Source organism: Streptomyces sp. NPDC104761, assembly GCF_055583445.1.
In genome coordinates this window covers 637,230-662,399 of the sequence record NZ_JBVJNZ010000002.1, presented here as the reverse complement: position 1 = coordinate 662,399, position 25,170 = coordinate 637,230, and the positions used below count along the sequence as shown (strand labels likewise).

Genomic DNA, 25,170 nt, shown 5'->3' with positions numbered 1-25,170 from the left:
TGGATGTCTAACTGAAAATGGCTTTCTCCCGCTCTCGGATCACGTAATGTTTTCCATGTCGAAAGCGAACGGCGCGGACGACGGAACGAAGGAGAAGGACATGAGCTTCCACAAGATTGTCCCGGTGAAGAAGACCGAGAAGCCCGCCCCGAAGAAGAAGGACTGCAAGAAGTCCCAGCCCAAGCGCCCCGTGGGCAACCGCTAACTCGCCGGCCCAGAGGAGGGAATCACCATGAGCTTCCACAAGATCACCCCCGTCAAGAAGCACCACAAGCCCGCTCCGGCCCCGAAGAAGCCCGCGCCCAAGAAGCCGGCTCCGAAGCGTCGCCCGGTCGGCGACGAGCGCTGACAAAGAATTTACAGAAGTAATTCAAATCAATTCACAGGTTACTGCGGCGGGGCCGTAGAGAAACTGTTGCAGAACCACGACAGAAGTCACCGCAGAAGTGACCGCAGAGAAGGAGAACACCATGAGCTTCCACAAGATCGTCCCCGTCAGGAAGCACCGCAAGCCGGCCCCGGCCCCGAAGAAGCCCGCGCCGAAGAAGCCGGAGCCGAAGCGCCCCGTCGGCGACAAGCACTGAGAAGCGCTGTGAGGCGGGGTCACCGGTTACGCGAGGTCGCACCGGTGGCCCCGCCTCGGCCATGTGCAGGTACAGAAGGGAGTTGCCGACCATGAGAGAAGCCCGTACGGCCTTCCGCCGTTTCTGGCCGCTGACCCGCGGTGACCGCAGGTGGCTGTGGATGATCATCGCGTGTGTCGTGGTGTCCGCACTCGCCGAGACCGCCGCGATCCTGCTCTTCGCCGACCTGACCGACAACGCCCTGCGGGCCGGTTCGCTCGCCGCCTTCTGGGGTCCGGCCGGCGCCTGGCTCGGCGTCGCCGCGCTCGGCGCGTTCGTCGGCTACCTCGGCAACTCCCTGGCCACCTGGACCGCCGAGAGATTCGTCCTGCGCCTGCGCGCGAAGGTCTTCCGGCACGTCCAGGACCTCCCGCCGCACTTCTTCCAGCGGCACCGCCAGGGCGACCTCGTGGAACGCCTCACCGGTGACGTCGAGGCCATCGAGCAGATGGTCGTGTCCGGTGTCGTCGGCACCGTCGCAGCCGCGTTCTCCGCCGTCTTCTACGCGGCCGCCGCCTTCTGGCTCCGCTGGGACCTGGCCCTGGCCACCTTCGTCCTCGCGCCCCTGTTCCTGCTCGCCGCCCGCCGCTTCTCCGGCCGGATCAGGACGGCCTCCCAGGCCGAGCGGGTCGCCGACGGCGCGATCACCTCGGTGGTAGAGGAGTCCCTCGGCAACGTCGTCCTCACCCAGGCGTACAACCGCCGCCGGGACGAGGAGAAGCGCCTGGACGCCGAGGCCCGCGCCTGGATGAAGGCCAGCGTGCGCGGCGCCCGCCTCAGCGAGATGTACGCGCAGTTCGTCGAGGTCGTGGAAACCGTGTGCGTCCTGGCCGTCATCGGTCTCGGCGTGTGGGAGATCTCGGCGGGCCGCATGACCCTCGGCCAGCTCCTCGCCTTCGCGGCCTTCCTCGGCTACCTCTATCCGCCGATCCGCAACCTGGGCCAGCTCGGCCTCACCCTCACCGCGGCCACCGCGGGCGCCGAACGCATCGGCGAGATCCTGGACGCCGAGCCCGCCGTCACCGACCCCGCCCGGCCCGTCGGCCCCTGGCCCGTCCGCGGCTGGGTCAGCTTCCACAACGTCTCCTTCCGCTACCCGGAGTCCCCCCGCGCCTCCCTCCGCGACGTCGGCCTCACCGCGGGCCCCGGCGAACTGGTCCTGGTCACCGGCAGGAGCGGCGCCGGCAAGTCCACCCTCGCCAAGCTCCTCACCCGCTTCTACGACCCCTCGGCCGGCGTGATCTGCCTGGACGGCGTCCCGCTCACCGACGTACCCCTGGAGTTCCTCCGCGAGAACGTCGCCCTGCTCCCGCAGCAGACGCTGATCCTCAACGGCACGGTCCGCGAGAACATCGGGTGCGGCCGCCCCGGCGCGAGTGACGAGGAGATCGAGCAGGCGGCCCGGGACGCCGCCGCCCACGACTTCATCGCCGCCCTCCCCGAGGGCTACGCCACCCACATCGCCCCCGGCACGGCCGCCCTCTCCGGCGGCCAGCTGCAGCGCATCGCCATCGCCCGCGCGATGCTCCGTGCCGCCCCGGTCCTCGTCCTGGACGAGCCGACGGCCGGCCTGGACGCCATCGCCGCCCGCCAGGTCGTCGGCCCCCTGCGCAGACTCATGGCAGGCCGTACCACCATCATGATCACGCACGACCTCACCCTCGCCCCCGACGCCGACCGCATCCTGGTCGTCGACCGCGGCCGCCTGGTGGAGGCGGGCACCCACGCCGAACTCCTCGCCCGCGACGGCGCCTACGCCGGCCTGGCCCACCCGCTCCCGGAGGCCGTCACGGCGGAACCGGCGGTGCCGGCCCCCGACGAGACGATGATCCTCAGGTGGTAGCACCGTTTTTGAGCGTGTACCCCAGTCCGCGCACGGTGTGGATGAGCCGCGGTTCGCCGCGGCTCTCCAGTTTCCGCCGCAGGTACATGATGTAGACGTCCAGCGTGTTGGAGGCGGGCGCGAACTCGAAGCCCCACACGTCCCGCAGGATCCGCTCCCGGCTGAGCACCCGCCCGGAATGACGCAGCAGGAACTCCAGCAGCGCGTACTCGGTCTTCGTCAGGTCCAGGACCCGGTCCGCGCGGTGCACGGTCCGGCTCCGCAGATCCATCGAGACGTCGCCGAACCCGAGGAACCGGTCCCCGCCGCCCGCCTCCGCCCCCGTCTCCCGCCGCGGACTGCGCCGCAGCAACGCCCGCACCCGGGCGAGGAGTTCCTCGGCCGCGAACGGCTTGGCCAGGTACGCGTCGGCGCCGTTGTCGAGGGCGACGATCCGGTCCCCCACGGCATTCCGCCCGGTGATCATGAGAATCGGCACGGTGTTCCCGGAGGCCCGGATCCGCCGCGTGGCCGCCAGGCCGTCCAGTCCCGGCATCTCCACGTCCATCAGCACCAGGTCCGGCTCGCTCTCCGGAGTCCCGACCAGATCGAGGGCCACTCTGCCGTCGCCGGCGAGCACCGTCTCGTACCCCTCGAACCTGAGCAGCCGCCCGATCCCGTCCCGTACGGCCGCGTCGTCGTCGGCCAGCAGGATCTTCCTCGCCATCTGAGCCATCTCAGCCATCCGACAAAAGTGTGACGAGCGGCTGTGGCGGGCCTGGGGGTGGGATGTGGATGGGCTACGGCTGCCGGGCCGGGGAACGCGGCGGCCGGGTGCTCCAGTACCGGTCGAGCACGGCGGCCAGGGCGACGCCCGAGGCCAGGGGCACGCACACCATGAGCAGGAACGGGTGGTCCGGGCGCCCCACGGCGACCCGCCAGATGTCGGTCACGAACATGAGGCAGAAGACCGCGATCGTGCCGTACGCCCCCCACGTCCACGCCCTGCGCCGCACGGCACCCCGCAGGATGCGCTCCTCGACGTCCGGGCGGCGCTCCCAGGTGAGGCTGCGCAGCGGCGCGGCGGCCAGGCACAGCTCGGCGACCTCGGCGTAGGGGTCGTCGACCTGCCAGTCGTCGAGGTGCGGGAGCAGGAAGCGGCGGCCCTGGAAGTCGTACAGGTAGGTGAGCCACTGCGGGGCCGCCCGCCCGGAACCGCGCGGCGCGTGCTCGACCCGGATGTCGTACACCTCCGACCAGGCCCAGCTCCGCGCCCGCACCGGCCCCTGCGCGGTGATCCCGGCGGCGGTGACCCGGGTGCGCGCCCGGAACTGCTCGAGCGCGATCCGCGTGATCGCCCCTACCATCAACAGCGCCATGATGGGCGGCCCCCACCGGACCCCGCCGGCCCGGTCGCCGGAGACCCGATCGGTCTGGACGAACGCGTTCATCAGCAGCAGCCCCAGCAGCAGAAGCTGCGTCCGCGGCTGCCTCCGCCGCTTCCGGTACTCCCGCCCGACCCCACCCACGTCCACGACCCGAACCCCTCCCCGTACGCACCGAACGGGTGCGCGACTGGAAGAGGATAAGCCGCCCGTCCAGAGCCTCGGGAGGCGGTTCGGACTGGGCGGAGGCGGACCGTTCCGTCCTCGCTCGAACGGGTGAGCTGGAGTCGATTCCCCCTGGTCACCGGCAGGGTCTCACCTAGCGTGATCGCGTTGCTTGTGCCGCAGGCACGGCCAGCCCACACTTGAGGAGGAGGTGCCACCTTGACCGCTCTCGCACATGAGAGGCCCGAGACCATGTCCGAGGCTTCGACTGACACCGTGAACGTACCCGACCTGGACGAGGTCCTGTGGCAGGCCTGGAAGGCCATGGAACTCCCCGAGGGCTACCGCGCGGAGATCATCGAGGGAGCCATCGAGGTGTCGCCCACCGGTCGTCTGTCCCACGCTCAAATCGTCAACCGCCTACGCGACGCACTGGTGCGGTTCCTGGGTGAGGGGGAGTACGCGGCGTTTCAGGACACCAACGTCATCCACCAGCGCAAGGGATGGATTCCTGACGTCCTCGTCGCCCCCGGAGACCTGGAGCCGCACGGAGACGAGGACGAGTCGGGGGTGGTGGCTTCCGCTGTCTCCCTCGTTGCCGAGGTCGTCTCGCCCGGCAAGCGCAACCAGGACCGCGACCGCATCCGCAAGCGCCGCGAGTATGCCCGCGCCGGCATCCCTGTCCACGTCATCATCGACGACTACGACAGCCACGGCACTGTCACCGTTCTCACCGAACCTGAACCCGACAAGGCCGACTGGGTGGGAGTCCACCGCGTCCCCTATGGCACTGAGGTCACCGTCCCAGAAGGTCCCGCCAAGGGCTTCGTCATCGGGGAGACGATCACGGGGCCGAAGCGCGGGTGAGGGTGTTTGCCACGGAGACCTAGCCGAGGAGGCGGAACACCACCGGGTGAGGCTGCTTGGTATCGAGTCGACGGTCCCGTGGCCGGACTATGGTGTTGGTATGGCAGACACCACGACCATCCAGGTGTCCCGGCAGGCCCGGGACCACCTTGCCCAGGTCGCCAAGGAGCGAGGCCTTACTTTGGGGCAGCTCGTCGAGGATCTCGCGGCCCAGCAGCTCACGGCGGCGCAGATCGCCGAACGGGTAGCAGTCACCCGCCAGGTTCTGCGCGAGCGGATGGGCTGCACCCTCACCGACGAGGAGTTCGACCAGGCGCCGGACGTACTTGCCAACATCTACGCGATGGCGGCCGAGAAGATGCACACGCAGCGGGGCAAGGCTGCGTGATCATCCTCGACACGACCGCGGTCCTCGCGATGACGCAAGGACACCGGGCCCTCCACCTGCTGGCCAACAACGTCGCCAACACGCCTGGAGACTGGCTGCACATCCCCGCGCTGTGCCTCATGCAGGCCGAGGCGAAGGAGAAGGGCGCCGCCAGCGATGTTCTCCGTCTCGCGGGCGTCATGGTCGACCCGCTCGGCCAGGCAGCGGCGGCCACGGTCGGTGCGATGTACCGCGAGGGGTGGGGCGGCCCTGACATCTGCCACGCGCTGTATGTCGCCGAACCACATCTGGAGACCGGTGGCATGTCGATCATCCTTACCGGCCAAGAGAGCGACTACCCACCCGGCATCCTCACGGCCGATATCGACTCTCCGGGAATGCTCGGCCTCTCTTGACCTGGGCCGAACCTCTTACACCGTCTCCGGCGGAGCCGTAGGTGCCCCCGGTAGGCGTACCGTCGCCAGGGTGCCGCCGCCGTTCGCGCGGGCCAGGGTGACGTCGCCGCCTGCCTGTTGCACTGTGCGGGCGACGATGGAGAGGCCGAGGCCCGAGCCGGGGAGGGACCGTGCGCTCGGGGAGCGCCAGAAGCGGTCGAAGACGTGGGGGAGTTCGTCCTCGGGGATGCCGGGGCCGTGGTCGCGGACGGTGAGGACGCCGCGGTCCAGGGCGACCTCGATCTTGCCGCCCTCGGGGCTGAACTTCACCGCGTTGTCGAGGATGTTGACGATGGCCCGCTCCAGGGCGGAGGGCTCCGCGCGGACGAACCACGGCTGGACGTCCGCCGTGATGGTCAGCTCCGGGCCGCGCAGGCGGGCGCGGCGCAGGGCGGCCTCGACCGTGTCCTGAAGGGCCACGATCTGCAGGCGCTCACCGCGCTGCCCCTCCGAGCGGGACAGCTCCTGGAGGTCGCCGATCAGCGACGCCAACTCCGTCATCTGCGCCTTCACCGAGGCCAGCAGCGCCTTGCGGTCCGTCGGCGGGATCGGGCGGCCGGTCTCCTCGCTGCGGGTGAGGAGTTCGATGTTCGTGCGGAGGGAGGTGAGGGGCGTGCGGAGCTCGTGGCCGGCGTCCGCGATGAGCTGCTGCTGGAGTTCCCGGGAGCTGGCCAGCGAGCTGGTCATGCTGTTGAAGGACCGGGACAGACGCGCGATCTCGTCGTCCGACTCCTCCTCCACGGGGATCCTGACACTCAGGTCCTCGGTACGGGCGACGTGCTCGACGGCCTCGGTGAGCTTGTCGACGGGGCGGAGACCGGCGCGGGCCACGGCGAGGCCTGCGGCGCCGGCGCCGACGACTCCGATGCCGGAGACGAGGAGGAGGATCAGGGCGAGGTCTTTGAGGGTGTTCTGGGTGTTCTTCAGGGGAACGGCGGTGACCAACCCGACGTAGGAGCCGCCCTGGGTGGGAAACACCTGGATCATCACGCGTAGCGCGTTGCCGTCCTTGTCGGTGCCGTTGCGGAAGTAGAGCGTGTTGGTCTTCCCAGCCCTGATGGTGTCCTCGTCGGCCTGAGTGACCTTGATCTCGCCGGTGGAGCCGGGCAGAAGACAGACCTTGCCGTCCAGCGTGACGCCCTGCCCATAGCTGTTCCGGTACGTGTTGTTGTCCTGGGGCGTTTCGGAGCAGTCGGCGAGGGCGCTGTTGAGGACCCCGACCACCGGACCGCGCTGCTCCTTCTGCAAGTCGTTCTGAAGCTGCTCGTACAGCTTCCCCTGCACGATGAACCAGCAGGTCACCGAAACCGCCGCCACCGCGAACGCGACCGCTGCCGCGACCAGCATGGACAGGCGGGCGCGGATCGGGAGGGTGCGGAAGCGGGCGGTGAGCCTGTTCACTCGGCGCCGCCCTGGCGCAGGACGTACCCGACGCCGCGCACGGTGTGGACGAGGCGGGGCTCGCCACCGGCCTCGGTCTTGCGGCGGAGGTACATGACGTAGACGTCCAGGGAGTTCGACGACGGCTCGAAGTCGAAGCCCCAGACGGCCTTCAGGATCTGCTCGCGGGTGAGGACCTGGCGCGGGTGCGCCATGAACATCTCCAGGAGGGTGAACTCCGTGCGGGTCAGCTCGACCTGGCGGCCGGACCGGGTGACCTCACGGGTCGCCAGGTCCATGCGCAGGTCGCCGAAGGTGAGCGCCTCGTCCTCCTGGACGCCGTCGGCGACCGTGGCCACGTACGAGCTGCGGCGCAGCAGGGCGCGGATGCGGGCGAAGAGTTCATCGAGCTCGAACGGCTTGACCAGGTAGTCGTCCGCCCCGGCGTCGAGCCCGGTGACGCGGTCGCCGACCGTGTCGCGGGCCGTCAGCATCAGGATCGGGGTGGTGTCGCCGGCCCCGCGGATGCGCCGGGCGGCCGTCATGCCGTCCATCCGCGGCATCTGGATGTCGAGGACGATCAGGTCCGGCTTGTAGGCGGTCGCCTTCTCCAGCGCGTCCGCGCCGTCGACCGCGACCTCGGTCTCGTACCCCTCGAAGGCGAGGCTGCGCTGGAGGGCTTCGCGTACGGCCGGCTCGTCGTCGACGATCAGGATGCGCTGGGGTTCACGGTCGCCATCGGCGGGGCTCATCGCTCGCGGTTCCTCGGGGTGTGGGGGTTCTTGGTCGGGACGCCTTTCAGCCTCGCATGTTTCCGGGCTGTCGGGTATGCACACCGGTGGGGCGGTACGCCCCTAGCCGCGTACCAGGGTCATGCGGCTCAGCGGCACCTTGCGCTGGTGCGGCCGGGCCGCCGAGGTGCGCAGGCCCATCAGCTGCGGGGCCGGCACGACCTCCGGGGCACGCGGGGCCGGGGCCGGGACCGGGGCCGGGGCCACCATGGCCTCCGGGGCGCGCGGGGCCGGGGTCGACCCGACCACGGCCTCCGTCGGCGCGTGGAGCTCGTACGCCACGGCAAGGGCCAGGCTGACACCGGCCGGGCTGTCGGCGGACATCGTGTGCGAAACCTGCTTGATCATGACGTGCTCCCTACGTGCTCTTGCCGGTGGTTCAGCTGGTGGAGCCCGACCGCAGCTTGGCCAGGTCGGACTTGACGGTGTTGATCGGGATGGCGAAACCCAGGCCGACGCTGCCCGCGTCCGAGGAGGACGAGGAGGAGTCGGAACTGGCCGAGTACATCGCGGAGTTGATGCCGACGATGTCGCCGCTGGCGTCGATCAGCGCGCCGCCGGAGTTGCCGGGGTTCAGGGACGCGTCGGTCTGGATCGCCTTGTAGGTCGTGGTGGACGAGCCGGTGTCGCCGTTGAACTGCTGGCCGCCGAAGGAGAACGGCCACCGGCCGTCGCCGCCGCCCTGCTGTTGCTGCTGGCCCTCGTCGGTGGAGACGGTGACGTCCCGGTTGAGCGCGGAGACGATGCCGCTGGTGACGGTGCCGGTCAGGCCCTCGGGCGAGCCGATCGCCACCACCGTGTCGCCGACCTGGACGCCGTCGGAGTTGCCGAGGGTGGCGGGCTTGAGACCGGAGGCGCCCTGGAGCTTGAGGAGGGCGAGGTCCTTGGAGCTGTCGGTGCCGACGACCTTGGCGGTGTACGACTTGCCGTCGCTGGTGGAGACCTTGACCGACTGGGCGCCGGAGATCACGTGGTTGTTGGTGATGATCTCGCCGTCGCTGGTGATGACGACGCCGGAGCCGGTGGAGGTGCCGTTGCTGAGGGTCGCGTTGACCTCGACGACGCTCGGGCTGACGGCGGCGGCGATCGTGGCGACGTCACCCTTCTTGCTGGAGGGCACCACGCTGGTGGTCGTGCTGCTGGAGACGACGTCGTTCTTGCCGGTCAGCTCCTGGAAGGCGTACGCGGTGCCGCCTCCGACGGCGGCCGCGACGATCGCGACCGCGGCGAGGAGGGCTATCGGCCCCCGGGTCCGCTTCTTGGGTGCCGAGTGCGTCCCGTACTCCGCAGGGTGCTCCGCCGGGTGCTCCGCGTCCGGGCCGACGGTGGGGAGTACGGCAGTACCCTCGCCGTAGCCGCCGCCCTGACCGCCGTCGACCGCCGGCTGGTGGGTGGGCGGGGGCGGCCACTCCGGGTTGACGGGGGAGGAGGCGTGCTGCTGCTGGGGGTACGCGCCCTGGTAGGCGTCACCCTGGGGACCCTGCGGGTTCTCGTACTCGCCGCTGCGGCGGAAGCTCTCGGTCATGACACATAGCTTGTCCCGCGACCATGAGAGCCTCCTGAGTGCCCGCTGAGAACGCCGCGAGAAGCGTGTTTGCCCGATATAAGGAACCTTCTCGCAGGTCGGGCGGGGTTCTCAGAAACCGTTCATGAAGGCTTTGCTGTGAGTCCGCGAGTTCCGTGGGCGCGGGCCGGTGGGGGCTGGTCGCGCAGTTCCCCGCGCCCCTGAAGTGGCGCTGCGGTGAACGCCCCTTCTTTCAGGGGCGCTGGGGGTACCCCCGGCCGAAGGCTGGGGGAGGAACTGCGCGAGCAACCACGACGCACTCGCAGTCAAAGAACCACGCGCACCACGGTCGGAGACCCACTGCGCACCCGCGGCCGAAGAACTACCCGCACCCACACGACCCCCGCACCACCAGCCGCGACGGAAACGTCTTCAGGCGCTCCCGTCGTGACCCCGCCACCCGCAGCCCGTCGTCGAGCACCAGGTCCACCGCGGCACGCGCCATCGCCGGGCGGTCCGAGGCGATCGTCGTCAGCGGGGGGTCCGCCAGCGCCGCCTCCTTGATGTCGTCGAAGCCGGCCACCGCCAGCTCCCCGGGCACGTCGATACGCAGTTCGCGGGCCGCCCGCAGCACGCCGAGGGCCTGGTCGTCGGTGGAGCAGAAGATCGCCGGGGGACGGTCGGGGCCGGCGAGGACGTCGAGGGCGACCCGGTACGCGTCGTACCGGTTGTACGGCGCCTCGAACAGCCGGCCCTCCGTCGGCAGGCCCGCCTCGTCCATCGCCCGCTTCCAGCCCTCGACGTGGTCGGAGACCGGGTCGCCGACGGCCGGGGTGTCGGCGGTGCCGCCCATACAGGCCACGTAGTCGTAGCCGTGCTCCAGCAGATGGCGGACGGCGAGCTGGGCGCCGCCGAGGTCGTCGGTCACCACCGCCACGTCGTCGATCGCCTCGGGCCGCTCGTGCAGCAGCACCACCCGGGCGTCCCAGGCCTCGATCTCGGCGGCGGCCAGGTCGTTCAGCGCGTGGGAGACGAGGATGAGGCCCGAGACCCGCATCCCGAGGAACGCGCGCAGGTAGTGCACCTCGCGCTCGCCGACGTAGTCGGTGTTGCCGACCAGCACCATCTTTCCGCGCTCGGACGCGGCCTGCTCGACCGCGTGCGCCATCTCGCCGAAGAACGGCTGGCGGGCGTCGGGAATGATGAGGCCTATGAGGTCGGTGCGCCGGGACGCCATCGCCTGGGCGACCCGGTCCGGGCGGTACCCCAGTTCCTTGATCGCGGCGAGTACACGCTCGCGCGTGGCCGGGGCGACCGGCCGGGGTCCGTTGTTGATGACATAACTGACAACGGCGGTGGAGGTCCCCGCCAGCCGCGCCACATCATCCCGAGTCACCTTGGCCACGCGCGGAGTCTACGCGGATGGACCCGCTCTGGGCAGGGCGAATCGGAGCTTCGCTTGCGTAAGCAATGCCCGGTCCGGGCGACGGTCATGCCGCGCCCGGACCGCGACTACGCCTCCGCCGGTACCTCGACCGCGTCCAGGGCCGCCGATGCGTCCGCATCCTCCGGCTTTGGCCGGTCGGCGTGCGCCTTGGCCGCGTCACCGGCGCGCTCGCCACGCTCGCCCTTCTCGGGCGTAACGAATCGATAACCGACGTTCCGGACGGTTCCGATCAAGGACTCGTGCTCCACGCCGAGCTTGGCGCGCAGCCGTCGTACGTGCACGTCGACGGTCCGGGTGCCGCCGAAGTAGTCGTAGCCCCAGACCTCCTGGAGCAGCTGTGCACGAGTGAACACCCGGCCGGGGTGCTGGGCGAGGTACTTCAGCAGCTCGAACTCCTTGAAGGTGAGGTCGAGGACCCGTCCCTTCAGCTTCGCGCTGTACGTCGCCTCGTCGACCGACAGGTCGCCGTTGCGGATCTCCATGGGGGAGTCGTCGGCGACGATCTGCTGCCGGCCCATGGCCAGCCGCAGCCGGGCCTCGACCTCGGCGGGACCCGCCGTGTCGAGGAGAACGTCGTCGATGCCCCAGTCGGCGGTGACGGCGGCGAGCCCGCCCTCCGTCACGACGAGGATGAGGGGACAGCCGGGGCCGGTGGAGCGGAGCAGCTGGCAGAGGCTGCGGACCTGCGGGAGGTCACGGCGTCCGTCGATCAGGATGACGTCGGCACCCGGGGTGTCGACGAGGGCGGGCCCTTCGGCCGGGGCGACCCGCACGTTGTGCAGGAGCAGGCCGAGAGCCGGCAGCACCTCCGTCGACGGCTGGAGGGCGTTGGTCAGGAGCAGCAGAGAACTCATATGTCTGGTTCCTCCTCGGTCCCTGCGAGGACTGTGTGCAACGACACTGCGCTGCGCTCCCGATGTTCCGTACACCGCGGGTCACCTGGAGTTTCCCACTTCGTATACAGCCCTTCCGAAAGCACAAAAGGACCCGGTGGCGGCGCTGCCCGAGTCCTCTGCCCAGCAGAATAGCCCACATGAGCATCGGTCCGGCAGGTCATGTGGCACGTTCCGCCGTTCGTCCGACATATGAGACGACCAGAAACGCCTCTATGCGGACGTTTCTGCGCACGGACGACGGGGTTTCCATCGATTCCGTATACGATCCCGCCTCCGCCGTATACGACGGCTCCCCGCCACCTTCCCGTGACCTGGTGTTCGTCATGGCCCACGGTTTCACGGGAGACGTGGACCGGCCACACGTACGACGGGTGGTGGCCGCCCTGACCGATTACGCCCCGGTGGTCAGCTTCTCCTTCCGCGGCCACGGCCGGTCCGCCGGCCGCACCACCGTCGGCGACCGCGAGGTCCTCGACCTGGCGGCGGCGGTGGCCTGGGCCCGGGACCTCGGCCACGCGCGCGTCGTCACCGTCGGCTTCTCGATGGGCGGCTCGGTGGTCCTGCGCCATGCCGCGCTGCACCCCGGTGTGGACGCGGTCGTCTCCGTGTCGTCCCCCGCCCGCTGGTACTACCGCGGCACCGCGCCCATGCGCCGCGTCCACTGGCTGGTCACCAGACCCGAGGGCCGGCTGGTCGGCCGCTACGGCTTCCGCACCCGGATCCACCACCGCGACTGGGACCCGGTACCGCTCTCCCCGGTGGAGGCGGTGCCGAAGATCGCGCCGACCCCGCTGCTGATCGTGCACGGCGACAGCGACGGCTACTTCCCGGTCGACCACCCCCGGATGCTGGCCGACGCCGCAGGTGGCGCCGCCGAACTCTGGCTGGAGCCCGGCATGGGCCACGCCGAACACGCGGCGAGCGACGGGCTGCTGGCCAGGATCGGCGACTGGGCGGCCGCGCGGGCGGGCTAGCCTGGCCCCGTACACAGCCGACTGATGAACTTCCGAGCCTCTTGAGGAACCGCATGCCCAAGGTCACGGTGCGCTACTGGGCCGCCGCGAAGGCCGCGGCAGGCATCGCCGAGGAGCCGTACGACGCGGACACCCTCGCCGAGGCGCTGGCCGCGGTGCGTACGCGACACCCCGGTGAACTGACGCGCGTCCTGCGGCGATGCTCCTTCCTCATCGACGGTGACCCCGTGGGCACGCGCGGACATGAGACGGTACGGCTGGCCGAGGGCGGCACGGTCGAGGTGCTCCCGCCGTTCGCAGGAGGGTGAGCGAGAGCGATGACCAACCAGCCGTACGAGCCGTACGAGGGCTACGACCCCTACCAGCAGCCACAGCAGCAGCCGCAACAGCCGCAGCCCCCTGCGCAGCCGCAGTGGGGGTACGACGAGCAGCAGTACGCCACCCAGCAGTGGCAGGGCCAGACCTGGGAGACGCAGACGCACACCCCGGTGCAGGCCGCGGCCGCTCCGTCGCCGATGCCGGCCGCCCCGGAGACGGCGTACCTCCCCCCGCAGTCGTACGAACGCCCGTACACCGCCGAACAGCCACAGCCACAGCCGCAGCCCCAGCAGCCGTCGCAGGCCTTCGGCACCCCTGCCCCCGCCCCCGCCCCCGGGCCTGCTCCCACCCCCGCCGAACCCGACACGGGCTACGGCCCCGCCACCCTCGCCGGCAACGCGCGTGTCACGGACGCCCAGCGGGCCCGCCTGGAGGGCCGCTCGCCGATCATCGAGCCCGGCATGCAGCCCGCCCTGCTCACGGCGCTGCTGGGCCTGCTGCTCGCGGTGGCGGCGCCGATCTCGCCGTACGCCCTCGTCGTCCCCCTGGTGATCCTCCAGGCCGTGACGGCGGCGGGCTGGTTCCGCCTGAACGGCATGTGGCCGGCCCGGCAGGGCATCGCGCTCGCCTTCCTGGGCGGGGTCACGGCGGACGTGGCGGTCCTGGTGGCGGGCCGCGACCAGGCCCCGGCGGCGATCCTCGGCCCCCTGGGCATCTGGGTCCTGCTCACCCTCGTCCTCCAGCTCCGTTCGCACGCGGACCCCGACACCCGGATGTACGGCCTGATGGCCACCGTCGCCTCCTCCGCGCTGGCGATCATCGCGACGGGCTACCTGGGTGCGGACCCCGACGCGGCGTCGGTCGGCGCGGCCGCGGTCGCGGTGGCCGTCCTCGCCCGGGCGCTGCCCCTGCCGACCGCTGCCTCGGTGGTCGTGTCCCTGCTGGCCGCGGCCGGGGCGGGCATCGCGGTGGGCGGCATGACGGGCCTGGGCGCGAAGGGCGCCCTGATCGGAGCGGCGGCCGCGGTCTGCGCCCTCATCGGCCACCGCGCCGCGAGCTACGACTACCCGTCGAGGTTCGTCCACTTCACCGCAGGCGTCGCCCTCCCCCTGACGGCAGCGGCCCCGATGGTCTGGATCCTCCACTGACCTTGCCCACGTCGAGGAGGGCAAGCTGGACTCCCTCATGAGGCGGGGCGCTCCAGACCCCGCGCAGGGCAGTTGACCCAAGGGGCGCGGGGAACCGCGCGCTCAGCCCCCACGGCCCCGCACTCGGACGCGGACCTGTACGCCCCCGCTGCGGCCGGCCCCGCAAGGCGCGCCGCCCTTTGGGACGCCGGCTGGACAGCGCCCCGCAAGGGGCGCGGGGAACTGCGCGCTCAGCCCCCGCCGGACCGCACCGGACAGGGAGCGGTTCACCCCTTGTTGCGGGGGTCTGGGGGCGGCAGCCCCCGGCACCACCAGCGCCCCTACTGTCACAGCTGCTCGACAATCTCGCGTCGGCCCGCTCCCGCAGGGTTAGCGTGGCGGCACCGATGCCATCAGCCGACCCCCGGGGAAACCGACCACATGCGTGCACTGCGAATTCTTCTGATCACCGTCGTAGTCCTCGGCGTCCTCTTCGTGATCGTCGACCGCGTCGCCGTGCACTTCGCCCAGGGCGAGGTCGCCGGCAAGCTGAAGACGAAGGAGAACCTCGCGAGCACCCCCGCCGTCTCCATCAAGGGCTTCCCGTTCCTCACCCAGGTCGCGAGCGGCTCCCTCGACGACGTGCACGTCGGCATCAAGGAATACGACGCCACCACCGGCACCACCGGCAAGACCATCCGCATCGACGACCTGAACGCCGACATGAAGGACGTCACCTTCACCGGCGACTACAGCTCCGCCACCGCGCAGACCGCCACCGGTACCGCGCACATCTCCTACGCGGATCTGCTGAAGGACGCCCAGACGGAGCCCACCGACCTCGGCCTCGGCTTCACCGGCCAGGTCGTCGGGCTCGCCTACGGCGGCAACGGCAAGATCAAGGTCACCGTCGACGTCACCGTCCCCGGCATCAGCGCCCACCAGAAGGCGACCGTCCTGAGCACGGTCGCCGTCAAGGACAACACCGTCCAGGTGCACGCCGACAACCTCCCCAAGCTCGCCGGCATCGGCCTCGCCGAGGACCGCTTCCGGCAGGCCTCCGACTTCCAGCAGGCCATCGACCAGCTCCCCGGCGGCATCAAGCTGGACAAGGTGGAGGCCGCGGCGGACGGTGTGGAGATCGCGGTGAAGGGTTCGAACGTCAGGCTGGCCGGGTAGGAGGAGCGGCACGACGGGGCCGGCGCCGGTCCAGCACGCGAGACGGCTGCGTCCGTACAGTAGATGCGGTGACCGACACAGGCGCCCGCCCGCCCCGGAACCACGCCTCGGGCTCCCCTCCCGTCTCACAGTTCGGACGATCGCGTCTCACCATACGACATGCCGGTGACATGCCCGGTTATCCGTCCCTACGATCGAGCCCATGAAGCGTCAGGCGGATCTCACGAAGCGGCGGGCAGTCGACCTGTGCCGCGTCGCCGCCATGCTCTGTCGCCCCTTCTGACGGCGGAGGCCGCGTCGCCTCCGCATCCCCCCTGCCCTCCCTGCCGAGGGCATCCGTGCGCTCTGACGCGCACCCCCCCGCACTCGCACGCCCCGCCGCACCTGCCCCGGAGGAGAAAGAGCATGAGCCGCAGCGACGTCCTGGTCGACGCCGACTGGGTCCAGGACAACCTGGACAACCCCGAGATCGCGATCGTCGAGGTGGACGAGGACACCTCCGCGTACGAGAAGAACCACATCCGAGGCGCGATCCGCATCGACTGGACCAAGGACCTGCAGGACCCGGTCCGCCGCGACTTCATCGACCAGGAGGGCTTCGAGAAGCTCCTGTCGGCGAAGGGCATCGCCAACGACACGCTGGTGATCCTCTACGGCGGCAACAACAACTGGTTCGCGTCCTACGCCTACTGGTACTTCAAGCTCTACGGCCACGAGAACGTCAAGCTCCTCGACGGCGGCCGCAAGAAGTGGGAGCTGGACGCCCGCGAGCTGGTCGAGGAGGTCCCGGAGCGCACCGAGACCACCTACAAGGCCAAGCCGCAGAACACCGCCATCCGCGCCTTCCGTGACGACGTCGTGGCGGCCATCGGCACGCAGAACCTCGTCGACGTCCGTTCCCCCGACGAGTTCTCCGGCAAGCTGCTCGCCCCGGCCCACCTGCCGCAGGAGCAGTCCCAGCGCCCCGGCCACGTCCCGACCGCCCGCAACATCCCGTGGTCGAAGAACGCCAACGACGACGGCACCTTCAAGTCGGACGACGAGCTCAAGGAGCTCTACGCCGAGGAGCAGGTCGACCTCGCCAAGGACACCATCGCCTACTGCCGTATCGGCGAGCGCTCGGCCCTGACCTGGTTCGTCCTGCACGAGCTGCTCGGTGTCGAGAACGTCAAGAACTACGACGGCTCCTGGACCGAGTACGGCAGCCTCGTCGGCGTCCCGATCGAGCTCGGCGCCAACAAGTAAGACCCCGGCAAGACCTCAGACCGACCGTTCAAGACCTCTGGAGTATCAGCATGTGTGGAGCGAAGGCCGGCGGCCCGGACGCCTCGACGATCAAGCCCGGTGAGACCACGATCCAGGGTCAGGTGACGAAGGACGGCGAGCCCGTGGTCGGCTACGTCCGCCTCCTGGACTCGACCGGTGAGTTCACCGCGGAGGTCCCCACCTCCGCCACCGGACAGTTCCGCTTCTACGCGGCGGAGGGCACCTGGACCGTCCGCGCCCTCGTTCCCGGCGCCACCGCCGACCGCACGGTCGTCGCCCAGCAGGGCGGCCTGGCCGAGGTCGCCATCGCGGTCTGAGCACATCCGAAGGGCCGCACCTTCCGGACCACACTCCGGAAGGTGCGGCCCTTCGCCGCGGTCGGCCCCGCGCTCATCGCCCGCGGCCGACCTACCCTGGATGCATGCTGGCTCGTCGCCGTCGCGTGTACTTCGCCATGATGGGGACCTGTATCGGGCTCTTCGTCCTGGCGTGGGGAGTCGTGCGCATCTGGTCCGTCCCCGCGGCCGTGGGGATGTGCGTGGTGGCCATGGTCATCCCTCCGGTCGCCGCGATGGTCGCGAACCGCCGCGGCCCCGACGACCGCTGGTGGGACGACCCCTCCGGCGATCCACAGTCCGACGAGTGGTGGGACGAACTGGACGGCAAGAAGCCACCGAGGTCCTGACGCCCCGAAGGGGCGCTGGGGCCTAGTACACGAGCGCCTGCGCCCCGTCCGCCATCGCCTCCTGCACGAAGACCTGCGCGCCCGCGATCCGTACGCCCTCGATGACGTCCTTCTCCGTGATGTCCCGGCGGGCCGCGCACTGGGTGCAGAGCGTGAGCGTGCCGCCGGCCAGGATCGAGTCGACCAGGTCGGGGAGCGGGGCCGCGTGCGGGAGTTCGAACTCGGCGGCCCGGCCCGGCAGGGCGAACCACGAGGACTCGCCGGTCAGCCACATCGACACCTCGACGCCGCTCGCCACGGCCACCGCCGCCACCGTGAACGCCTGCGAGCACCGCTCAGGGGCGTCCGCCCCCGCCGTCACCTTGATCACCAGCTTCTTCGCCATGCCGGAAGCGTAACGACCGCTGTCAGTATCCGACGGCCTCCCTGAGCAGCAGCACGGTGCCGCGTCCGGGGCGGGGCTCCGCGTTGAGGACGAGCAGCCGGTTGACGGCGCTGGGTGATCCGTACACCTCCCGGGCACGGGCGTCCTCCAGCGGCAGGGCGTGTTCCTCGACCCGGCGCAGCGCCGTGCCCAGGTCGGGCACCACCTTCTGTGCGCCGACGACCCAGACCGCGTGGCCGGCCCCGCCCGCGTTGGCGGGGAGCTGGCTGCCGCTGCCCGAGGCCAGGACGAGCGAGCCGGTCTCGGTGACCGCGGCGACACTGTTGACGACGTAGTCGGGACTGGCGAGCAGCCTGCGGATCTCGTCGGCGCCGGTGGCCCGGTCGATGGCCAGGACACGCGGCCTGACGGCGTCGTACCGGCCGCCCGTGTTGATGTCCTCGTCGATGCCGGACAGCCGGAGCGTCTCGCTGGCCCCGGTGAACACGGTGGCCCCCTCGGGGAGCAGCTCCCGTACGCGGGCGCGCGCGGCCGCGGCGCCGTCCAGGATCTCGGCGGCGAACCCGTTGGCACGCAGCGCGGCGACCGTCCGCTCCAGCCGCTCGGCCGGTGCCGGGTCGGCGAACTCCCCGCGCGGCGCCCCGATTTCGGTACGGTCCGCGATGGCCTGAAAGTCGTTCATCAAAGTCCCCTCACCGTCGACGTGTTGTCGTCGTCCTCACCGGTACGACAACGCAGCCCCGCCGAATGTGAGGCGGCCCGTCGGCCTGACATTCCGGTGCGCTGTTCTGTCGTACGGGTAGGGCACAGCCACACGGGCGAGCGAGGGAGACGGGCGGCCATGACCACGGGAGCCGGGCAGGGTGAGTCTGCGGAGCAGAACGACCAGGACGGGCAGGGTGATCCGGGTCTCGGCGCGGTCATGAGTGAGCGGCGTCAGCTGATCAACCTCGCCTACCGGCTCCTCGGGTCCCTCGCCGACGCCGAGGACGTCGTGCAGGAGACCTACGCCCGCTGGTACGCCCTGTCCGCCCCCGACCGGCAGGCCGTCGAGTCGCCCGGCGCCTGGCTGACGACGGTCGCCAGCCGCATCTGCCTGAACCTGCTCGGCTCGGCGCGGGCCCGGCGGGAGACGTACGTGGGCGACTGGATCCCGGAACCGCTGCCCGAGCCCACGGAGTGGATCACCGCGCGCTCCGGCGGGGCCGACCCGGCCGACCGGATCACCCTCGACGAGTCGGTGACCATGGCCTTCCTGGTCGTCCTCGACGCGATGACCCCGGCCGAGCGGGTCGCGTTCGTGCTGCACGACGTCTTCCGCTACCCGTTCGGCGAGGTCGCCGAGATCGTCGGCCGTACCCCGGCGGCCTGCCGTCAGCTGGCCTCCTCCGCCCGCCGCCGCATCCGCACCGCGCAGGCCCCCGCGGGCCCCAGCGCCGGGCAGGCCGGCATCGTCAGGCGGTTCCGGACGGCGTGGGAGGCCAAGGACATCGACGCCCTGATCGGCCTGCTCGACCCCGGCGCCACCGCGACCGCCGACGGCGGCGGGCTGGCCGTCACCCACCTGGACCCGATCGTGGGCGGTGCACAGATCGCCCGTGCCTACGCCGAGATCGCGCGCGTGGCGGGCCACCGTACGACGTTCCTGGAGTGCACGGTCAACGGCCTGCCCGGTCTGGTCGCGCAGCAGGACGGCGCGGTCGCGACCGTCTTCGCCTTCGAGATCGCGCACGACCGGATCAGGCACATCTGGGCGGTACGGAACCCGGAGAAGCTCCGGCCCTGGCGGATCGCACTGCCGCAGGGGCGGACCCGGGTCACGGAGTGAACGCGGTGCGGAACCGGCGGAGCGCGCTCTCGCTGTCCTCGCTCGCCCAGGCCTCCATCGCGACCGAGCCGTCGTAGCCGAGGCCGGTGAGGGCGCGCGCGACCGCCGGGTAGTTGATCTCGCCGGTGCCGGGTTCGCGGCGGCCGGGCACGTCGGCCACCTGGATCTCGCCGATCAGACCCGCGCCGTGCGCCGTGCGGACCAGCTCGATCAGGTTCCCCTCGCCGATCTGGGCGTGGTAGAGGTCCAGGTTCATCCGCAGGCCCGGCCGGTCCACGGCGGCGACCAGGGCCAGGGTGTCGGCGGCCTTCGCGAACGGCACGCCGGGGTGGTCGACGGCCGTGTTGAGGTTCTCCAGCGTGAAGACGACCCCGGCCCGCTCGCCCAGTTCGGCGACCCGCGTGAGCGTGTCCCGGGCGGCGGCCCACATCTCCTGCGTCGGCTCGCCCTTGACCGGGTCCACGGGCAGTCCGTCCCCGTCCAGCCCGGTGCCGTGCAGGTTGAGGCGCGGGCAGCCGAGCCGGTCGGCCGCGTCGATCGACTCCCGTGCGGTGCGCAGCAGTTCCGCCACGCCGTCCGGGTCGGTGAGGTTGCCCCGCACATACCCGGTCATCGAGCCGAACTCGGCCGGGGTGCGGGCCAGCGCGTCGAGATCGTGCCGGGTCCAGTCCCAGATCTCGACCTGGAACCCCGCGTCGTGCAGCCGCCGCGCCCGCTCGTCGACGGGCAGGTCCCGGAAGACCATCTCGGCACAGACCGCCAGCGTGAACATGGTCATCAGCCCCTTCGGGGTTCTCGGGTCGTCGGCCTAGAACGTTCTAGAGACACAAGAGACACAAGAGACACAAGAGACAGAGCTAGAACGTTCTAGAAATCTGCCGTCAGTACGCCAGCCCGTGGTGACTATGTCAAGACATGGGAGCGTCGCGAGCCTAGAACGTTGCAGTTGCCCCGACCTGAGGCTTCCCTCCCTCCTCTACGATCGCGTGATCCGCTGTCCACGCCCACGACCAGGGAGACTGCCGTGCCGCCGACCCCCGCGGTTCCCGACGGCCGCCGGCCGACCCTCGCCGACGTCGCCGCCCGCGCCGGTGTCTCCACGGCGCTGGTGTCGATCGTGATGCGCGGCGCGAAGGGCGCGAGCACCGCCACCCGCGAGCGCGTCATGGCGGCCGCCCAGGAGATCGGCTACCGCCCCGACTCCCGCGCCCGCCTGCTCCGCAGCAACCGCACCCGGCTCATCGGCGTGCAGTTCGAGATCCAGGAACCCTTCCACGCCGACCTGGTGGAGCGCCTCTACTCCGCGGCCGGGGCCGTCGGCTACCAACTGGCCCTCAGCGCGGTCGCGGCCAGCCGCAGCGAGCGCCAGGCCGTCGAGTCGCTGCTGGGCGACCGCTGCGAGGCGCTGATCCTGCTGGGCCCGAAGGCGCCGCCCGGCCGCCTGGCCGAACTCGCCGCCCTGCTGCCGGCAGCCTCCGTGGCCCGCCGCCTGCGCCCGGCCGTCCCCGGCGTCCACGTGGTCCGCACCGCCGACGACGAGGGCGCCCGCCAGGCCGTCGACCACCTCGTGGCCCTCGGCCACCGCGACATCCTGCACATCGACGGCGGCCGGGCGCCGGGCGCGGCCGAGCGCCGCCGTGGCTACCGCACCGCGATGACCGGCCACGGCCTGGGCGACCGGGTCCGCATCCTGCCCGGCGGCCTCACCGAACAGGACGGCGCGGCGGCCGCCCGCGCCATCGTGGACGCCACCCCCTGGCCCACCGCCGTCCTCGCCTTCAACGACGCCTGCGCCACCGGCCTGCTCAGCGCGCTCTTCCGCGCGGGCGTCCCGGTCCCCGGGGAGATCTCCGTGGTCGGCTTCGACGACAGCCGCGTGGCCCGCCTGCCCCACATCGACCTCACGACGGTGGCCCAGGACACCGCGCGGATCGCCGAACTCGCCGTCGCGGCGGTGACGGCCCGCCTGGAGGACGGTGTGCCTCCTGTCCGCGAGGACGTGGTCGCGCCGCGACTGGTGGTCCGGGGCAGCACGGCGCTCCGTCGGAACCCCTGAGGAGTCGCCCGGGGACGGGTGTCAGGCGGTCGAGGTCTCGATCAGTTCGAGCAGGTTGCCCTCCGGGTCGGCGACGTAGGCGTACCGCATGCCGGCGCTGACCCCGGGCGCGGGCGGCGACACCGGGGCCGCCTCGCACTCGCCGGTCAACCGGGCGAACGTGCCGTCGAGGTCCGGGACCTGGAGGGCGAGGTGGGTGAACGTCTGCACGGCGGTGGCCGCGAAGGGGTCGGCGGGCGCGGCCGGGCTCGACCCGGGCCGTTCGACGAACTCCACGCGCAGACCGTCCCCGTCGCTGAGGACGACGGTGCGGACGCCCGCCTCGGGCAGCTCCAGTCGTTCGTCCACGTGGGTGAGTCCGAAGGCGCTGCCGTACCAGGCCTCCTGGGCGGCGAGGTCGGCGACGGAGAGGCTGATGTGGTGGAAACGGGCGGAGGGCATGGCGACTCCCATGGTCGGCAGCGCCGGGTGACGGCACTGGGCAACGGCCTTGGTTAATGCCGTTTACCTGGTAAGTGGTGTTAACCTTAGCGCCATGAGCTCTCCCGTCAAACGGCGCTCCACCGGCCACCACCACGGGGACCTGCGCAACGCCCTGCTGCGCGCGGCCCTCGAACTGGTCGGCGAAAAGGGCCCGCACGGCTTCACCCTGGCCGAGGCGAGCCGCCGGGCGGGGGTGAGCGTCGCGGCGCCCTACAAGCACTTCGCCGACCGCGAGACCCTGCTGGCCGAACTCGCCACGAGGGGATACCGCGAGCAGTACGACCGCTTCGGCCGCGCGCTGGCCGGCAGTGCGGACCCCGTGGAGCAGCTCGCGGCCTTCGCCGCCGCCTACGTCCGGTTCGCCGCCGAGGAACCGGCCCTGTTCGACATCACCTTCCACGCCGGCCTCGACAAGTCCCGGTTCGCCGAACTGGCCTCGGCCGGTGACGAGCTGACCGGCCTCCTGCTGCCCGTCGTCCGCCGGCTGGCCCCGGACCCGGACGACGCCTACGACCTGCTGCTCCGCGTCGCCGGCGCGGCACACGGCCTCGCCGTGTTCCTCCGCCAGGGTCTGTTCGGCGTGGGCGGCGAAGCCCTCACGGACACGGAGGCCAGGGCCGCCCGCACGGCCCGGGCGATCACGCGGGGGTGAGCACCGCGTAGTCCGCGAAGACCCGCCGGTACCGCACGTGCCGCGTCTCCTGCGTGTGCCTGCGCTGCCACTCCTCCACCTGAGCCGGATGCCCGCACACCCCCGACCCGGCCCCGCAGTCCTCCTCGTCCCCCGACACGCACCGCGCCTCGTACTCGGGGGCGGCGCCCGCGTCCTGCGCGATCACGTACGGCACGTACCGGAAGACCCGGCGGGTCACGGGTGCTCCGCCCGCTGGTGCTGGCGCAGCAGTACGTTGGCGTCGGTGGCCGCGCTGTGGTCGTGCGCGGCGCGCGCGGTCTCCCGCCGGTCGTCGAGGTGCGTGCACTCGGCGCAGCCGGGCACCGGCCACGGCGGCCGGCTGAGGTCCTCGGGGTCCGGCGGCACGGCCCACGTACGGTCGTTCGCCGCCCGTACGCCCGCGCTGAGCCGCTCTCTGTCGGTGGCGGGCCGCAGCGTCGACGGATGGGCCTGCCACTCTCTCCCTCCCCCCACGGGACGCAGCATCGCGTACGGCCCCGACTGGTCCCGGTACTCGCCGACCTGGTCGGTGGCGGTGTCGTAGAGCAGGGTTCCGGGCTCCATGGCATTCGCTCCTTTTGTCCAACATCTATACGAAATGCGAGAGTTGGACTACTCTGCGTGTCGAGGCTGCTACGAGGATGGCCGGGAGGTGGGGTCGGCGCGCCGAGAAGGACCGGTTCTTCCCCGTCTGGCGGCGCTCATTCCACATATTCCACGGGGAGTCAGGGAGGGGTGCGGTGCCGCAGAGGCGGGTGGTGACGGGACGCAGCCAGGAGCCGAGGCAACGGTTCGCGGAGGAGCTGCGGTTGCTGCGGGCGGACCGGGGGGTGAGCTTGAAGGGGCTGGCCGAGGAACTGGGCTGGGACGCGTCCAACTTCGGGAAGATGGAGAGCGGGCGGACCCTGGGGAGCCCGGAGGTCGTGGAGGCGCTGGACCAGTTCTATGGGACGCCTGGGTTGTTGCTGGCCTTGTGGGAGCTGGCGGTTGGGGATCCGTCGCAGTTCAAGGAGCAGTACCGGCGGTACATGGTGCTGGAGGCGGAGGCGGTGAGTCTGTGGCATTACGCTGTGAGTTCTCCGCCGGGTTTGCTCCAGACGGCTGGATACGCCCGTGAGGCGCTGGCGGTGGGTTGGATCGAGGGCGCAGAACTGGAGCAGCAGGTAGAAGCACGGGTGGGGCGTCGCCAACTGCTTGAAGGCGACGATGCGCCGATGTTCCGCGTCATCCTGTCTGAGGCGGTGCTGCACACGTCGCTAGGTGACTTGAGGGCGTGGCGGGAGCAATTGCAGCACCTGGCAGAAGCCGCCGAGCGCCCGAACATCACGCTTCAGGTACTGCCGTTCAGCGCTGGACCGCACGGCCTGATGAATACCTCCGTGAAGTTCCTGCGGTTGCGGGATGGCCGTACGGTCGCCTACACGGAGAACGACTTGCGTGGTGAACTGGTGGAAGAAAACGCCTCAGTTGAGCTGCTCCTGCGTAGGTACGATGCGATGCGCGACCTGGCGCTTTCACCGGCGGAGTCACGCAAGTTCATCCTGCGGATGTTGGAGGAAGTGCCGTGCGAGTTGTCGACCTGAGTGGTGTCACATGGCGCAAGAGCAGCTACAGCAACACGAGTGGCGGCGATTGCGTCGAGGTGTCCGACGATCTCCTGGCCTCCGCCTCCTGGCACAAGAGCAGCTACAGCAACTCCGACGGCGGCAACTGCCTCGAAGTAGCCGCCAATCTCCCCTCCCTCGTCCCCGTCCGTGACAGCAAGGCCCCCTCTCGCGGAACCCTCCTCTTCGACGCCTCCGCCTGGGCGGCCTTCGTCGACGGAGTCAGGCGCTGACCCTGAGCCCGTCCAGGGTGAGGTCGAGCAGGCGCTCGGCCCGTGCCCGCTGTTCGGGCTTCGCCGAGGTGACGGCGATGCCCTCAAGGGCGGTGGCCAGGTCGACGGGGCTGATGTCGGTCCGGATCGCGCCGGCGGCCACGCATGCGTCCATCAGGGCGCTGATGGCGGCCTGGACCATGTCCCTGCTCTGGCCGTAAGGGCTGCTTCCCGTCGCGGCGATGGCACGCAGGGCGTCGATCATGCCGTATTTCGTGGTGACGTAGTCCAGGAAGAGACGGGTCCAGGCGTGCAGGGCCTCGAAGGGCGGCTTCGTCGCGAGCAGGCCGGGGACGGCGTCACAGAGCTGGGCCACCTCGTTGCGGTAGACGGCCTCGATCAGGGCCTCCCGGGTGGGGAAGTTGCGGTAGAGGGTCGCGCTGCCCACGCCCGCCTCTTTGGCGATGCGCTCCAGGTGCACGTCCAGCCCCTCCTCGGCGAACATCCGCACCGCGGCCGTGAGGATCTTGTCTCTGTTGCGCTGGGCGTCAGCTCGCAAGGGTTCTCCTTCGACTTGCTAAGTGGGGGTGCCTCCACTTAGTGTCCCGGGATAAGTGGTGGCGCCTCCACTTTCATCGTAGGCCATGGCTTGGCCTGCGCATATCCCCCTTGAAAGGG

The 25,170-nt window shown here is 70.8% G+C and carries 33 protein-coding genes; 18 read left to right on the top strand and 15 right to left on the bottom strand.

What is annotated here, in order from left to right:
- Positions 1–55: 55 nt before the first annotated feature.
- Together ACZ63F_RS09585 and ACZ63F_RS09580 are read left to right on the top strand one after the other, a co-directional pair.
- Positions 56–205: a hypothetical protein gene (locus ACZ63F_RS09585; protein WP_469709908.1), complete on the top strand. Its 150-nt coding sequence runs from the start codon at positions 56–58 to the stop codon at positions 203–205.
- Between the two features lie 470 nt (positions 206–675).
- Positions 676–2,466, top strand: coding sequence for an ABC transporter ATP-binding protein (locus ACZ63F_RS09580; protein ID WP_469709907.1), 1,791 nt, complete (start codon positions 676–678; stop codon positions 2,464–2,466).
- On the opposite strand, the gene ACZ63F_RS09575 is transcribed toward ACZ63F_RS09580, so the two are convergent.
- Both ACZ63F_RS09575 and ACZ63F_RS09570 read right to left on the bottom strand, forming a co-directional pair.
- A complete protein-coding gene (locus tag ACZ63F_RS09575) occupies positions 2,456–3,190 on the bottom strand; it encodes a response regulator transcription factor (RefSeq protein WP_469709906.1) in 735 nt (244 codons plus the stop codon). The two genes, ACZ63F_RS09580 and ACZ63F_RS09575, sit on opposite strands and share 11 nt — an antisense overlap.
- A gap of 55 nt (positions 3,191–3,245) precedes the next feature.
- Complete coding sequence (locus tag ACZ63F_RS09570; protein WP_469709905.1) at positions 3,246–3,980, bottom strand: PH domain-containing protein; 735 nt, start codon at positions 3,978–3,980, stop codon at positions 3,246–3,248.
- Positions 3,981–4,214: 234 nt separating this feature from the next.
- On the opposite strand from ACZ63F_RS09570, the gene ACZ63F_RS09565 reads away from it, so the two are divergent.
- The 3 genes from ACZ63F_RS09565 to ACZ63F_RS09555 all read left to right on the top strand — a co-directional run bounded on the left by ACZ63F_RS09565 (position 4,215) and on the right by ACZ63F_RS09555 (position 5,645).
- The gene (locus ACZ63F_RS09565) at positions 4,215–4,862 is read left to right on the top strand and encodes a Uma2 family endonuclease (protein ID WP_469709904.1); all 648 of its coding nucleotides are present in this window, start codon (positions 4,215–4,217) and stop codon (positions 4,860–4,862) included.
- 100 nt (positions 4,863–4,962) lie between these two features.
- Positions 4,963–5,250: a hypothetical protein gene (locus tag ACZ63F_RS09560; protein WP_469709903.1), complete on the top strand. Its 288-nt coding sequence runs from the start codon at positions 4,963–4,965 to the stop codon at positions 5,248–5,250.
- The gene (locus ACZ63F_RS09555; protein WP_469709902.1) at positions 5,247–5,645 is read left to right on the top strand and encodes a PIN domain-containing protein; all 399 of its coding nucleotides are present in this window, start codon (positions 5,247–5,249) and stop codon (positions 5,643–5,645) included. Before ACZ63F_RS09560 ends, ACZ63F_RS09555 begins: the two co-directional genes overlap by 4 nt.
- Positions 5,646–5,660: 15 nt before the next feature.
- On the opposite strand, the gene ACZ63F_RS09550 is transcribed toward ACZ63F_RS09555, so the two are convergent.
- The 6 genes from ACZ63F_RS09550 to ACZ63F_RS09525 form a co-directional block, all read right to left on the bottom strand.
- Complete coding sequence (locus ACZ63F_RS09550) at positions 5,661–7,085, bottom strand: HAMP domain-containing sensor histidine kinase (protein WP_469709901.1); 1,425 nt, start codon at positions 7,083–7,085, stop codon at positions 5,661–5,663.
- Positions 7,082–7,816 (bottom strand): response regulator transcription factor, encoded by a 735-nt coding sequence (locus ACZ63F_RS09545; protein WP_351961546.1) that lies wholly within the window; start codon positions 7,814–7,816, stop codon positions 7,082–7,084. Before ACZ63F_RS09545 ends, ACZ63F_RS09550 begins: the two co-directional genes overlap by 4 nt.
- A gap of 102 nt (positions 7,817–7,918) precedes the next feature.
- Positions 7,919–8,203 carry a hypothetical protein gene (locus ACZ63F_RS09540; protein WP_469709900.1) on the bottom strand — a complete coding sequence of 95 codons (285 nt, stop codon included), beginning with the start codon at positions 8,201–8,203 and terminating at the stop codon, positions 7,919–7,921.
- A gap of 31 nt (positions 8,204–8,234) precedes the next feature.
- Positions 8,235–9,380, bottom strand: a complete 1,146-nt coding sequence (locus ACZ63F_RS09535) for a S1C family serine protease (RefSeq protein WP_469709899.1) — start codon at positions 9,378–9,380, stop codon at positions 8,235–8,237.
- Positions 9,381–9,741: 361 nt separating this feature from the next.
- A complete protein-coding gene (locus ACZ63F_RS09530; RefSeq protein WP_351961543.1) occupies positions 9,742–10,764 on the bottom strand; it encodes a LacI family DNA-binding transcriptional regulator in 1,023 nt (340 codons plus the stop codon).
- 107 nt (positions 10,765–10,871) lie between these two features.
- Entirely contained in the window at positions 10,872–11,660 is a 789-nt protein-coding gene (locus ACZ63F_RS09525) for a response regulator transcription factor (protein WP_351703435.1), read from the bottom strand.
- Positions 11,661–11,839: 179 nt separating this feature from the next.
- On the opposite strand from ACZ63F_RS09525, the gene ACZ63F_RS09520 reads away from it, so the two are divergent.
- From ACZ63F_RS09520 to ACZ63F_RS09485, 8 genes are all read left to right on the top strand, one after another.
- A complete protein-coding gene (locus ACZ63F_RS09520; RefSeq protein ID WP_469709898.1) occupies positions 11,840–12,676 on the top strand; it encodes an alpha/beta hydrolase in 837 nt (278 codons plus the stop codon).
- A 53-nt stretch (positions 12,677–12,729) separates the two neighbouring features.
- Positions 12,730–12,984, top strand: coding sequence for a MoaD/ThiS family protein (locus ACZ63F_RS09515; RefSeq protein WP_294005132.1), 255 nt, complete (start codon positions 12,730–12,732; stop codon positions 12,982–12,984).
- 9 nt (positions 12,985–12,993) lie between these two features.
- Positions 12,994–14,142 carry a hypothetical protein gene (locus ACZ63F_RS09510; protein ID WP_469709897.1) on the top strand — a complete coding sequence of 383 codons (1,149 nt, stop codon included), beginning with the start codon at positions 12,994–12,996 and terminating at the stop codon, positions 14,140–14,142.
- A 420-nt stretch (positions 14,143–14,562) separates the two neighbouring features.
- Entirely contained in the window at positions 14,563–15,300 is a 738-nt protein-coding gene (locus ACZ63F_RS09505; protein ID WP_469709896.1) for an LmeA family phospholipid-binding protein, read from the top strand.
- Positions 15,301–15,502: 202 nt separating this feature from the next.
- Complete coding sequence (locus ACZ63F_RS09500) at positions 15,503–15,583, top strand: Ms5788A family Cys-rich leader peptide (protein ID WP_350751515.1); 81 nt, start codon at positions 15,503–15,505, stop codon at positions 15,581–15,583.
- A gap of 122 nt (positions 15,584–15,705) precedes the next feature.
- Entirely contained in the window at positions 15,706–16,545 is an 840-nt protein-coding gene (locus ACZ63F_RS09495; protein ID WP_469709895.1) for a sulfurtransferase, read from the top strand.
- Positions 16,546–16,595: 50 nt separating this feature from the next.
- Positions 16,596–16,883 carry a DUF1416 domain-containing protein gene (locus tag ACZ63F_RS09490; protein WP_003991226.1) on the top strand — a complete coding sequence of 96 codons (288 nt, stop codon included), beginning with the start codon at positions 16,596–16,598 and terminating at the stop codon, positions 16,881–16,883.
- 104 nt (positions 16,884–16,987) lie between these two features.
- Positions 16,988–17,251, top strand: coding sequence for a DUF3099 domain-containing protein (locus ACZ63F_RS09485; protein ID WP_093501299.1), 264 nt, complete (start codon positions 16,988–16,990; stop codon positions 17,249–17,251).
- Between the two features lie 22 nt (positions 17,252–17,273).
- Here the strand turns inward: ACZ63F_RS09485 and ACZ63F_RS09480 are convergent, their stop codons facing one another.
- Together ACZ63F_RS09480 and ACZ63F_RS09475 are read right to left on the bottom strand one after the other, a co-directional pair.
- Complete coding sequence (locus ACZ63F_RS09480) at positions 17,274–17,636, bottom strand: DsrE family protein (protein ID WP_362324857.1); 363 nt, start codon at positions 17,634–17,636, stop codon at positions 17,274–17,276.
- A gap of 22 nt (positions 17,637–17,658) precedes the next feature.
- Positions 17,659–18,318 carry an LUD domain-containing protein gene (locus ACZ63F_RS09475; protein WP_469709894.1) on the bottom strand — a complete coding sequence of 220 codons (660 nt, stop codon included), beginning with the start codon at positions 18,316–18,318 and terminating at the stop codon, positions 17,659–17,661.
- 159 nt (positions 18,319–18,477) lie between these two features.
- Between ACZ63F_RS09475 and sigJ the strand changes: the two genes are divergently transcribed.
- A complete protein-coding gene (gene sigJ / locus ACZ63F_RS09470; protein WP_469709893.1) occupies positions 18,478–19,464 on the top strand; it encodes an RNA polymerase sigma factor SigJ in 987 nt (328 codons plus the stop codon).
- Here sigJ and ACZ63F_RS09465 read toward each other — a convergent pair.
- Entirely contained in the window at positions 19,454–20,242 is a 789-nt protein-coding gene (locus ACZ63F_RS09465; protein WP_469709892.1) for a TIM barrel protein, read from the bottom strand. The two genes, sigJ and ACZ63F_RS09465, sit on opposite strands and share 11 nt — an antisense overlap.
- Before the next feature lie 246 nt (positions 20,243–20,488).
- Here ACZ63F_RS09465 and ACZ63F_RS09460 point away from each other — a divergent pair, with 246 nt between their 5' ends.
- Positions 20,489–21,520: a LacI family DNA-binding transcriptional regulator gene (locus ACZ63F_RS09460; protein WP_469709891.1), complete on the top strand. Its 1,032-nt coding sequence runs from the start codon at positions 20,489–20,491 to the stop codon at positions 21,518–21,520.
- 21 nt (positions 21,521–21,541) lie between these two features.
- Here ACZ63F_RS09460 and ACZ63F_RS09455 read toward each other — a convergent pair whose 3' ends face one another.
- Positions 21,542–21,961 (bottom strand): VOC family protein, encoded by a 420-nt coding sequence (locus ACZ63F_RS09455; protein ID WP_469709890.1) that lies wholly within the window; start codon positions 21,959–21,961, stop codon positions 21,542–21,544.
- Between the two features lie 94 nt (positions 21,962–22,055).
- Between ACZ63F_RS09455 and ACZ63F_RS09450 the strand changes: the two genes are divergently transcribed.
- On the top strand, positions 22,056–22,655 hold the full coding sequence (locus ACZ63F_RS09450; RefSeq protein WP_469709889.1) for a TetR/AcrR family transcriptional regulator: 600 nt from the start codon (positions 22,056–22,058) through the stop codon (positions 22,653–22,655).
- On the opposite strand, the gene ACZ63F_RS09445 is transcribed toward ACZ63F_RS09450, so the two are convergent.
- Both ACZ63F_RS09445 and ACZ63F_RS09440 read right to left on the bottom strand, forming a co-directional pair.
- Positions 22,642–22,875 (bottom strand): DUF7848 domain-containing protein, encoded by a 234-nt coding sequence (locus tag ACZ63F_RS09445; protein WP_469709888.1) that lies wholly within the window; start codon positions 22,873–22,875, stop codon positions 22,642–22,644. The two genes, ACZ63F_RS09450 and ACZ63F_RS09445, sit on opposite strands and share 14 nt — an antisense overlap.
- Positions 22,872–23,240 carry a hypothetical protein gene (locus ACZ63F_RS09440; RefSeq protein ID WP_351961534.1) on the bottom strand — a complete coding sequence of 123 codons (369 nt, stop codon included), beginning with the start codon at positions 23,238–23,240 and terminating at the stop codon, positions 22,872–22,874. Before ACZ63F_RS09440 ends, ACZ63F_RS09445 begins: the two co-directional genes overlap by 4 nt.
- Before the next feature lie 176 nt (positions 23,241–23,416).
- On the opposite strand from ACZ63F_RS09440, the gene ACZ63F_RS09435 reads away from it, so the two are divergent.
- Positions 23,417–24,259, top strand: a complete 843-nt coding sequence (locus ACZ63F_RS09435) for a helix-turn-helix domain-containing protein (RefSeq protein ID WP_469709887.1) — start codon at positions 23,417–23,419, stop codon at positions 24,257–24,259.
- Positions 24,241–24,513 carry a DUF397 domain-containing protein gene (locus tag ACZ63F_RS09430; RefSeq protein WP_469709886.1) on the top strand — a complete coding sequence of 91 codons (273 nt, stop codon included), beginning with the start codon at positions 24,241–24,243 and terminating at the stop codon, positions 24,511–24,513. The genes ACZ63F_RS09435 and ACZ63F_RS09430 overlap by 19 nt, the downstream gene beginning before the upstream one ends.
- On the opposite strand, the gene ACZ63F_RS09425 is transcribed toward ACZ63F_RS09430, so the two are convergent.
- Positions 24,503–25,051, bottom strand: coding sequence for a TetR/AcrR family transcriptional regulator (locus tag ACZ63F_RS09425; RefSeq protein ID WP_469709885.1), 549 nt, complete (start codon positions 25,049–25,051; stop codon positions 24,503–24,505). The two genes, ACZ63F_RS09430 and ACZ63F_RS09425, sit on opposite strands and share 11 nt — an antisense overlap.
- Between the last annotated feature and the right edge of the window lie 119 nt (positions 25,052–25,170).

What these genes read in the sequence shown, in the direction of transcription:
- ACZ63F_RS09450 (WP_469709889.1), top strand. Translation starts at nt 22,056, where the DNA reads ATGAGCTCTCCCGTCAAACGGCGCTCCACCGGCCACCACCACGGGGAC.
- ACZ63F_RS09455 (WP_469709890.1), bottom strand. Translation starts at nt 21,961, where the DNA reads ATGCCCTCCGCCCGTTTCCACCACATCAGCCTCTCCGTCGCCGACCTC.
- ACZ63F_RS09525 (WP_351703435.1), bottom strand. Translation starts at nt 11,660, where the DNA reads ATGAGTTCTCTGCTGCTCCTGACCAACGCCCTCCAGCCGTCGACGGAG.
- ACZ63F_RS09535 (WP_469709899.1), bottom strand. Translation starts at nt 9,380, where the DNA reads ATGACCGAGAGCTTCCGCCGCAGCGGCGAGTACGAGAACCCGCAGGGT.
- ACZ63F_RS09480 (WP_362324857.1), bottom strand. Translation starts at nt 17,636, where the DNA reads ATGGCGAAGAAGCTGGTGATCAAGGTGACGGCGGGGGCGGACGCCCCT.
- ACZ63F_RS09585 (WP_469709908.1), top strand. Translation starts at nt 56, where the DNA reads ATGTCGAAAGCGAACGGCGCGGACGACGGAACGAAGGAGAAGGACATG.
- ACZ63F_RS09575 (WP_469709906.1), bottom strand. Translation starts at nt 3,190, where the DNA reads ATGGCTGAGATGGCTCAGATGGCGAGGAAGATCCTGCTGGCCGACGAC.
- ACZ63F_RS09560 (WP_469709903.1), top strand. Translation starts at nt 4,963, where the DNA reads ATGGCAGACACCACGACCATCCAGGTGTCCCGGCAGGCCCGGGACCAC.
- ACZ63F_RS09490 (WP_003991226.1), top strand. Translation starts at nt 16,596, where the DNA reads ATGTGTGGAGCGAAGGCCGGCGGCCCGGACGCCTCGACGATCAAGCCC.
- ACZ63F_RS09440 (WP_351961534.1), bottom strand. Translation starts at nt 23,240, where the DNA reads ATGGAGCCCGGAACCCTGCTCTACGACACCGCCACCGACCAGGTCGGC.
- ACZ63F_RS09465 (WP_469709892.1), bottom strand. Translation starts at nt 20,242, where the DNA reads ATGACCATGTTCACGCTGGCGGTCTGTGCCGAGATGGTCTTCCGGGAC.
- ACZ63F_RS09495 (WP_469709895.1), top strand. Translation starts at nt 15,706, where the DNA reads ATGAGCCGCAGCGACGTCCTGGTCGACGCCGACTGGGTCCAGGACAAC.
- ACZ63F_RS09505 (WP_469709896.1), top strand. Translation starts at nt 14,563, where the DNA reads ATGCGTGCACTGCGAATTCTTCTGATCACCGTCGTAGTCCTCGGCGTC.
- sigJ (WP_469709893.1), top strand. Translation starts at nt 18,478, where the DNA reads ATGACCACGGGAGCCGGGCAGGGTGAGTCTGCGGAGCAGAACGACCAG.
- ACZ63F_RS09500 (WP_350751515.1), top strand. Translation starts at nt 15,503, where the DNA reads ATGAAGCGTCAGGCGGATCTCACGAAGCGGCGGGCAGTCGACCTGTGC.
- ACZ63F_RS09485 (WP_093501299.1), top strand. Translation starts at nt 16,988, where the DNA reads ATGCTGGCTCGTCGCCGTCGCGTGTACTTCGCCATGATGGGGACCTGT.
- ACZ63F_RS09475 (WP_469709894.1), bottom strand. Translation starts at nt 18,318, where the DNA reads ATGAACGACTTTCAGGCCATCGCGGACCGTACCGAAATCGGGGCGCCG.
- ACZ63F_RS09515 (WP_294005132.1), top strand. Translation starts at nt 12,730, where the DNA reads ATGCCCAAGGTCACGGTGCGCTACTGGGCCGCCGCGAAGGCCGCGGCA.
- ACZ63F_RS09580 (WP_469709907.1), top strand. Translation starts at nt 676, where the DNA reads ATGAGAGAAGCCCGTACGGCCTTCCGCCGTTTCTGGCCGCTGACCCGC.
- ACZ63F_RS09545 (WP_351961546.1), bottom strand. Translation starts at nt 7,816, where the DNA reads ATGAGCCCCGCCGATGGCGACCGTGAACCCCAGCGCATCCTGATCGTC.
- ACZ63F_RS09520 (WP_469709898.1), top strand. Translation starts at nt 11,840, where the DNA reads ATGAGCATCGGTCCGGCAGGTCATGTGGCACGTTCCGCCGTTCGTCCG.
- ACZ63F_RS09510 (WP_469709897.1), top strand. Translation starts at nt 12,994, where the DNA reads ATGACCAACCAGCCGTACGAGCCGTACGAGGGCTACGACCCCTACCAG.
- ACZ63F_RS09540 (WP_469709900.1), bottom strand. Translation starts at nt 8,203, where the DNA reads ATGATCAAGCAGGTTTCGCACACGATGTCCGCCGACAGCCCGGCCGGT.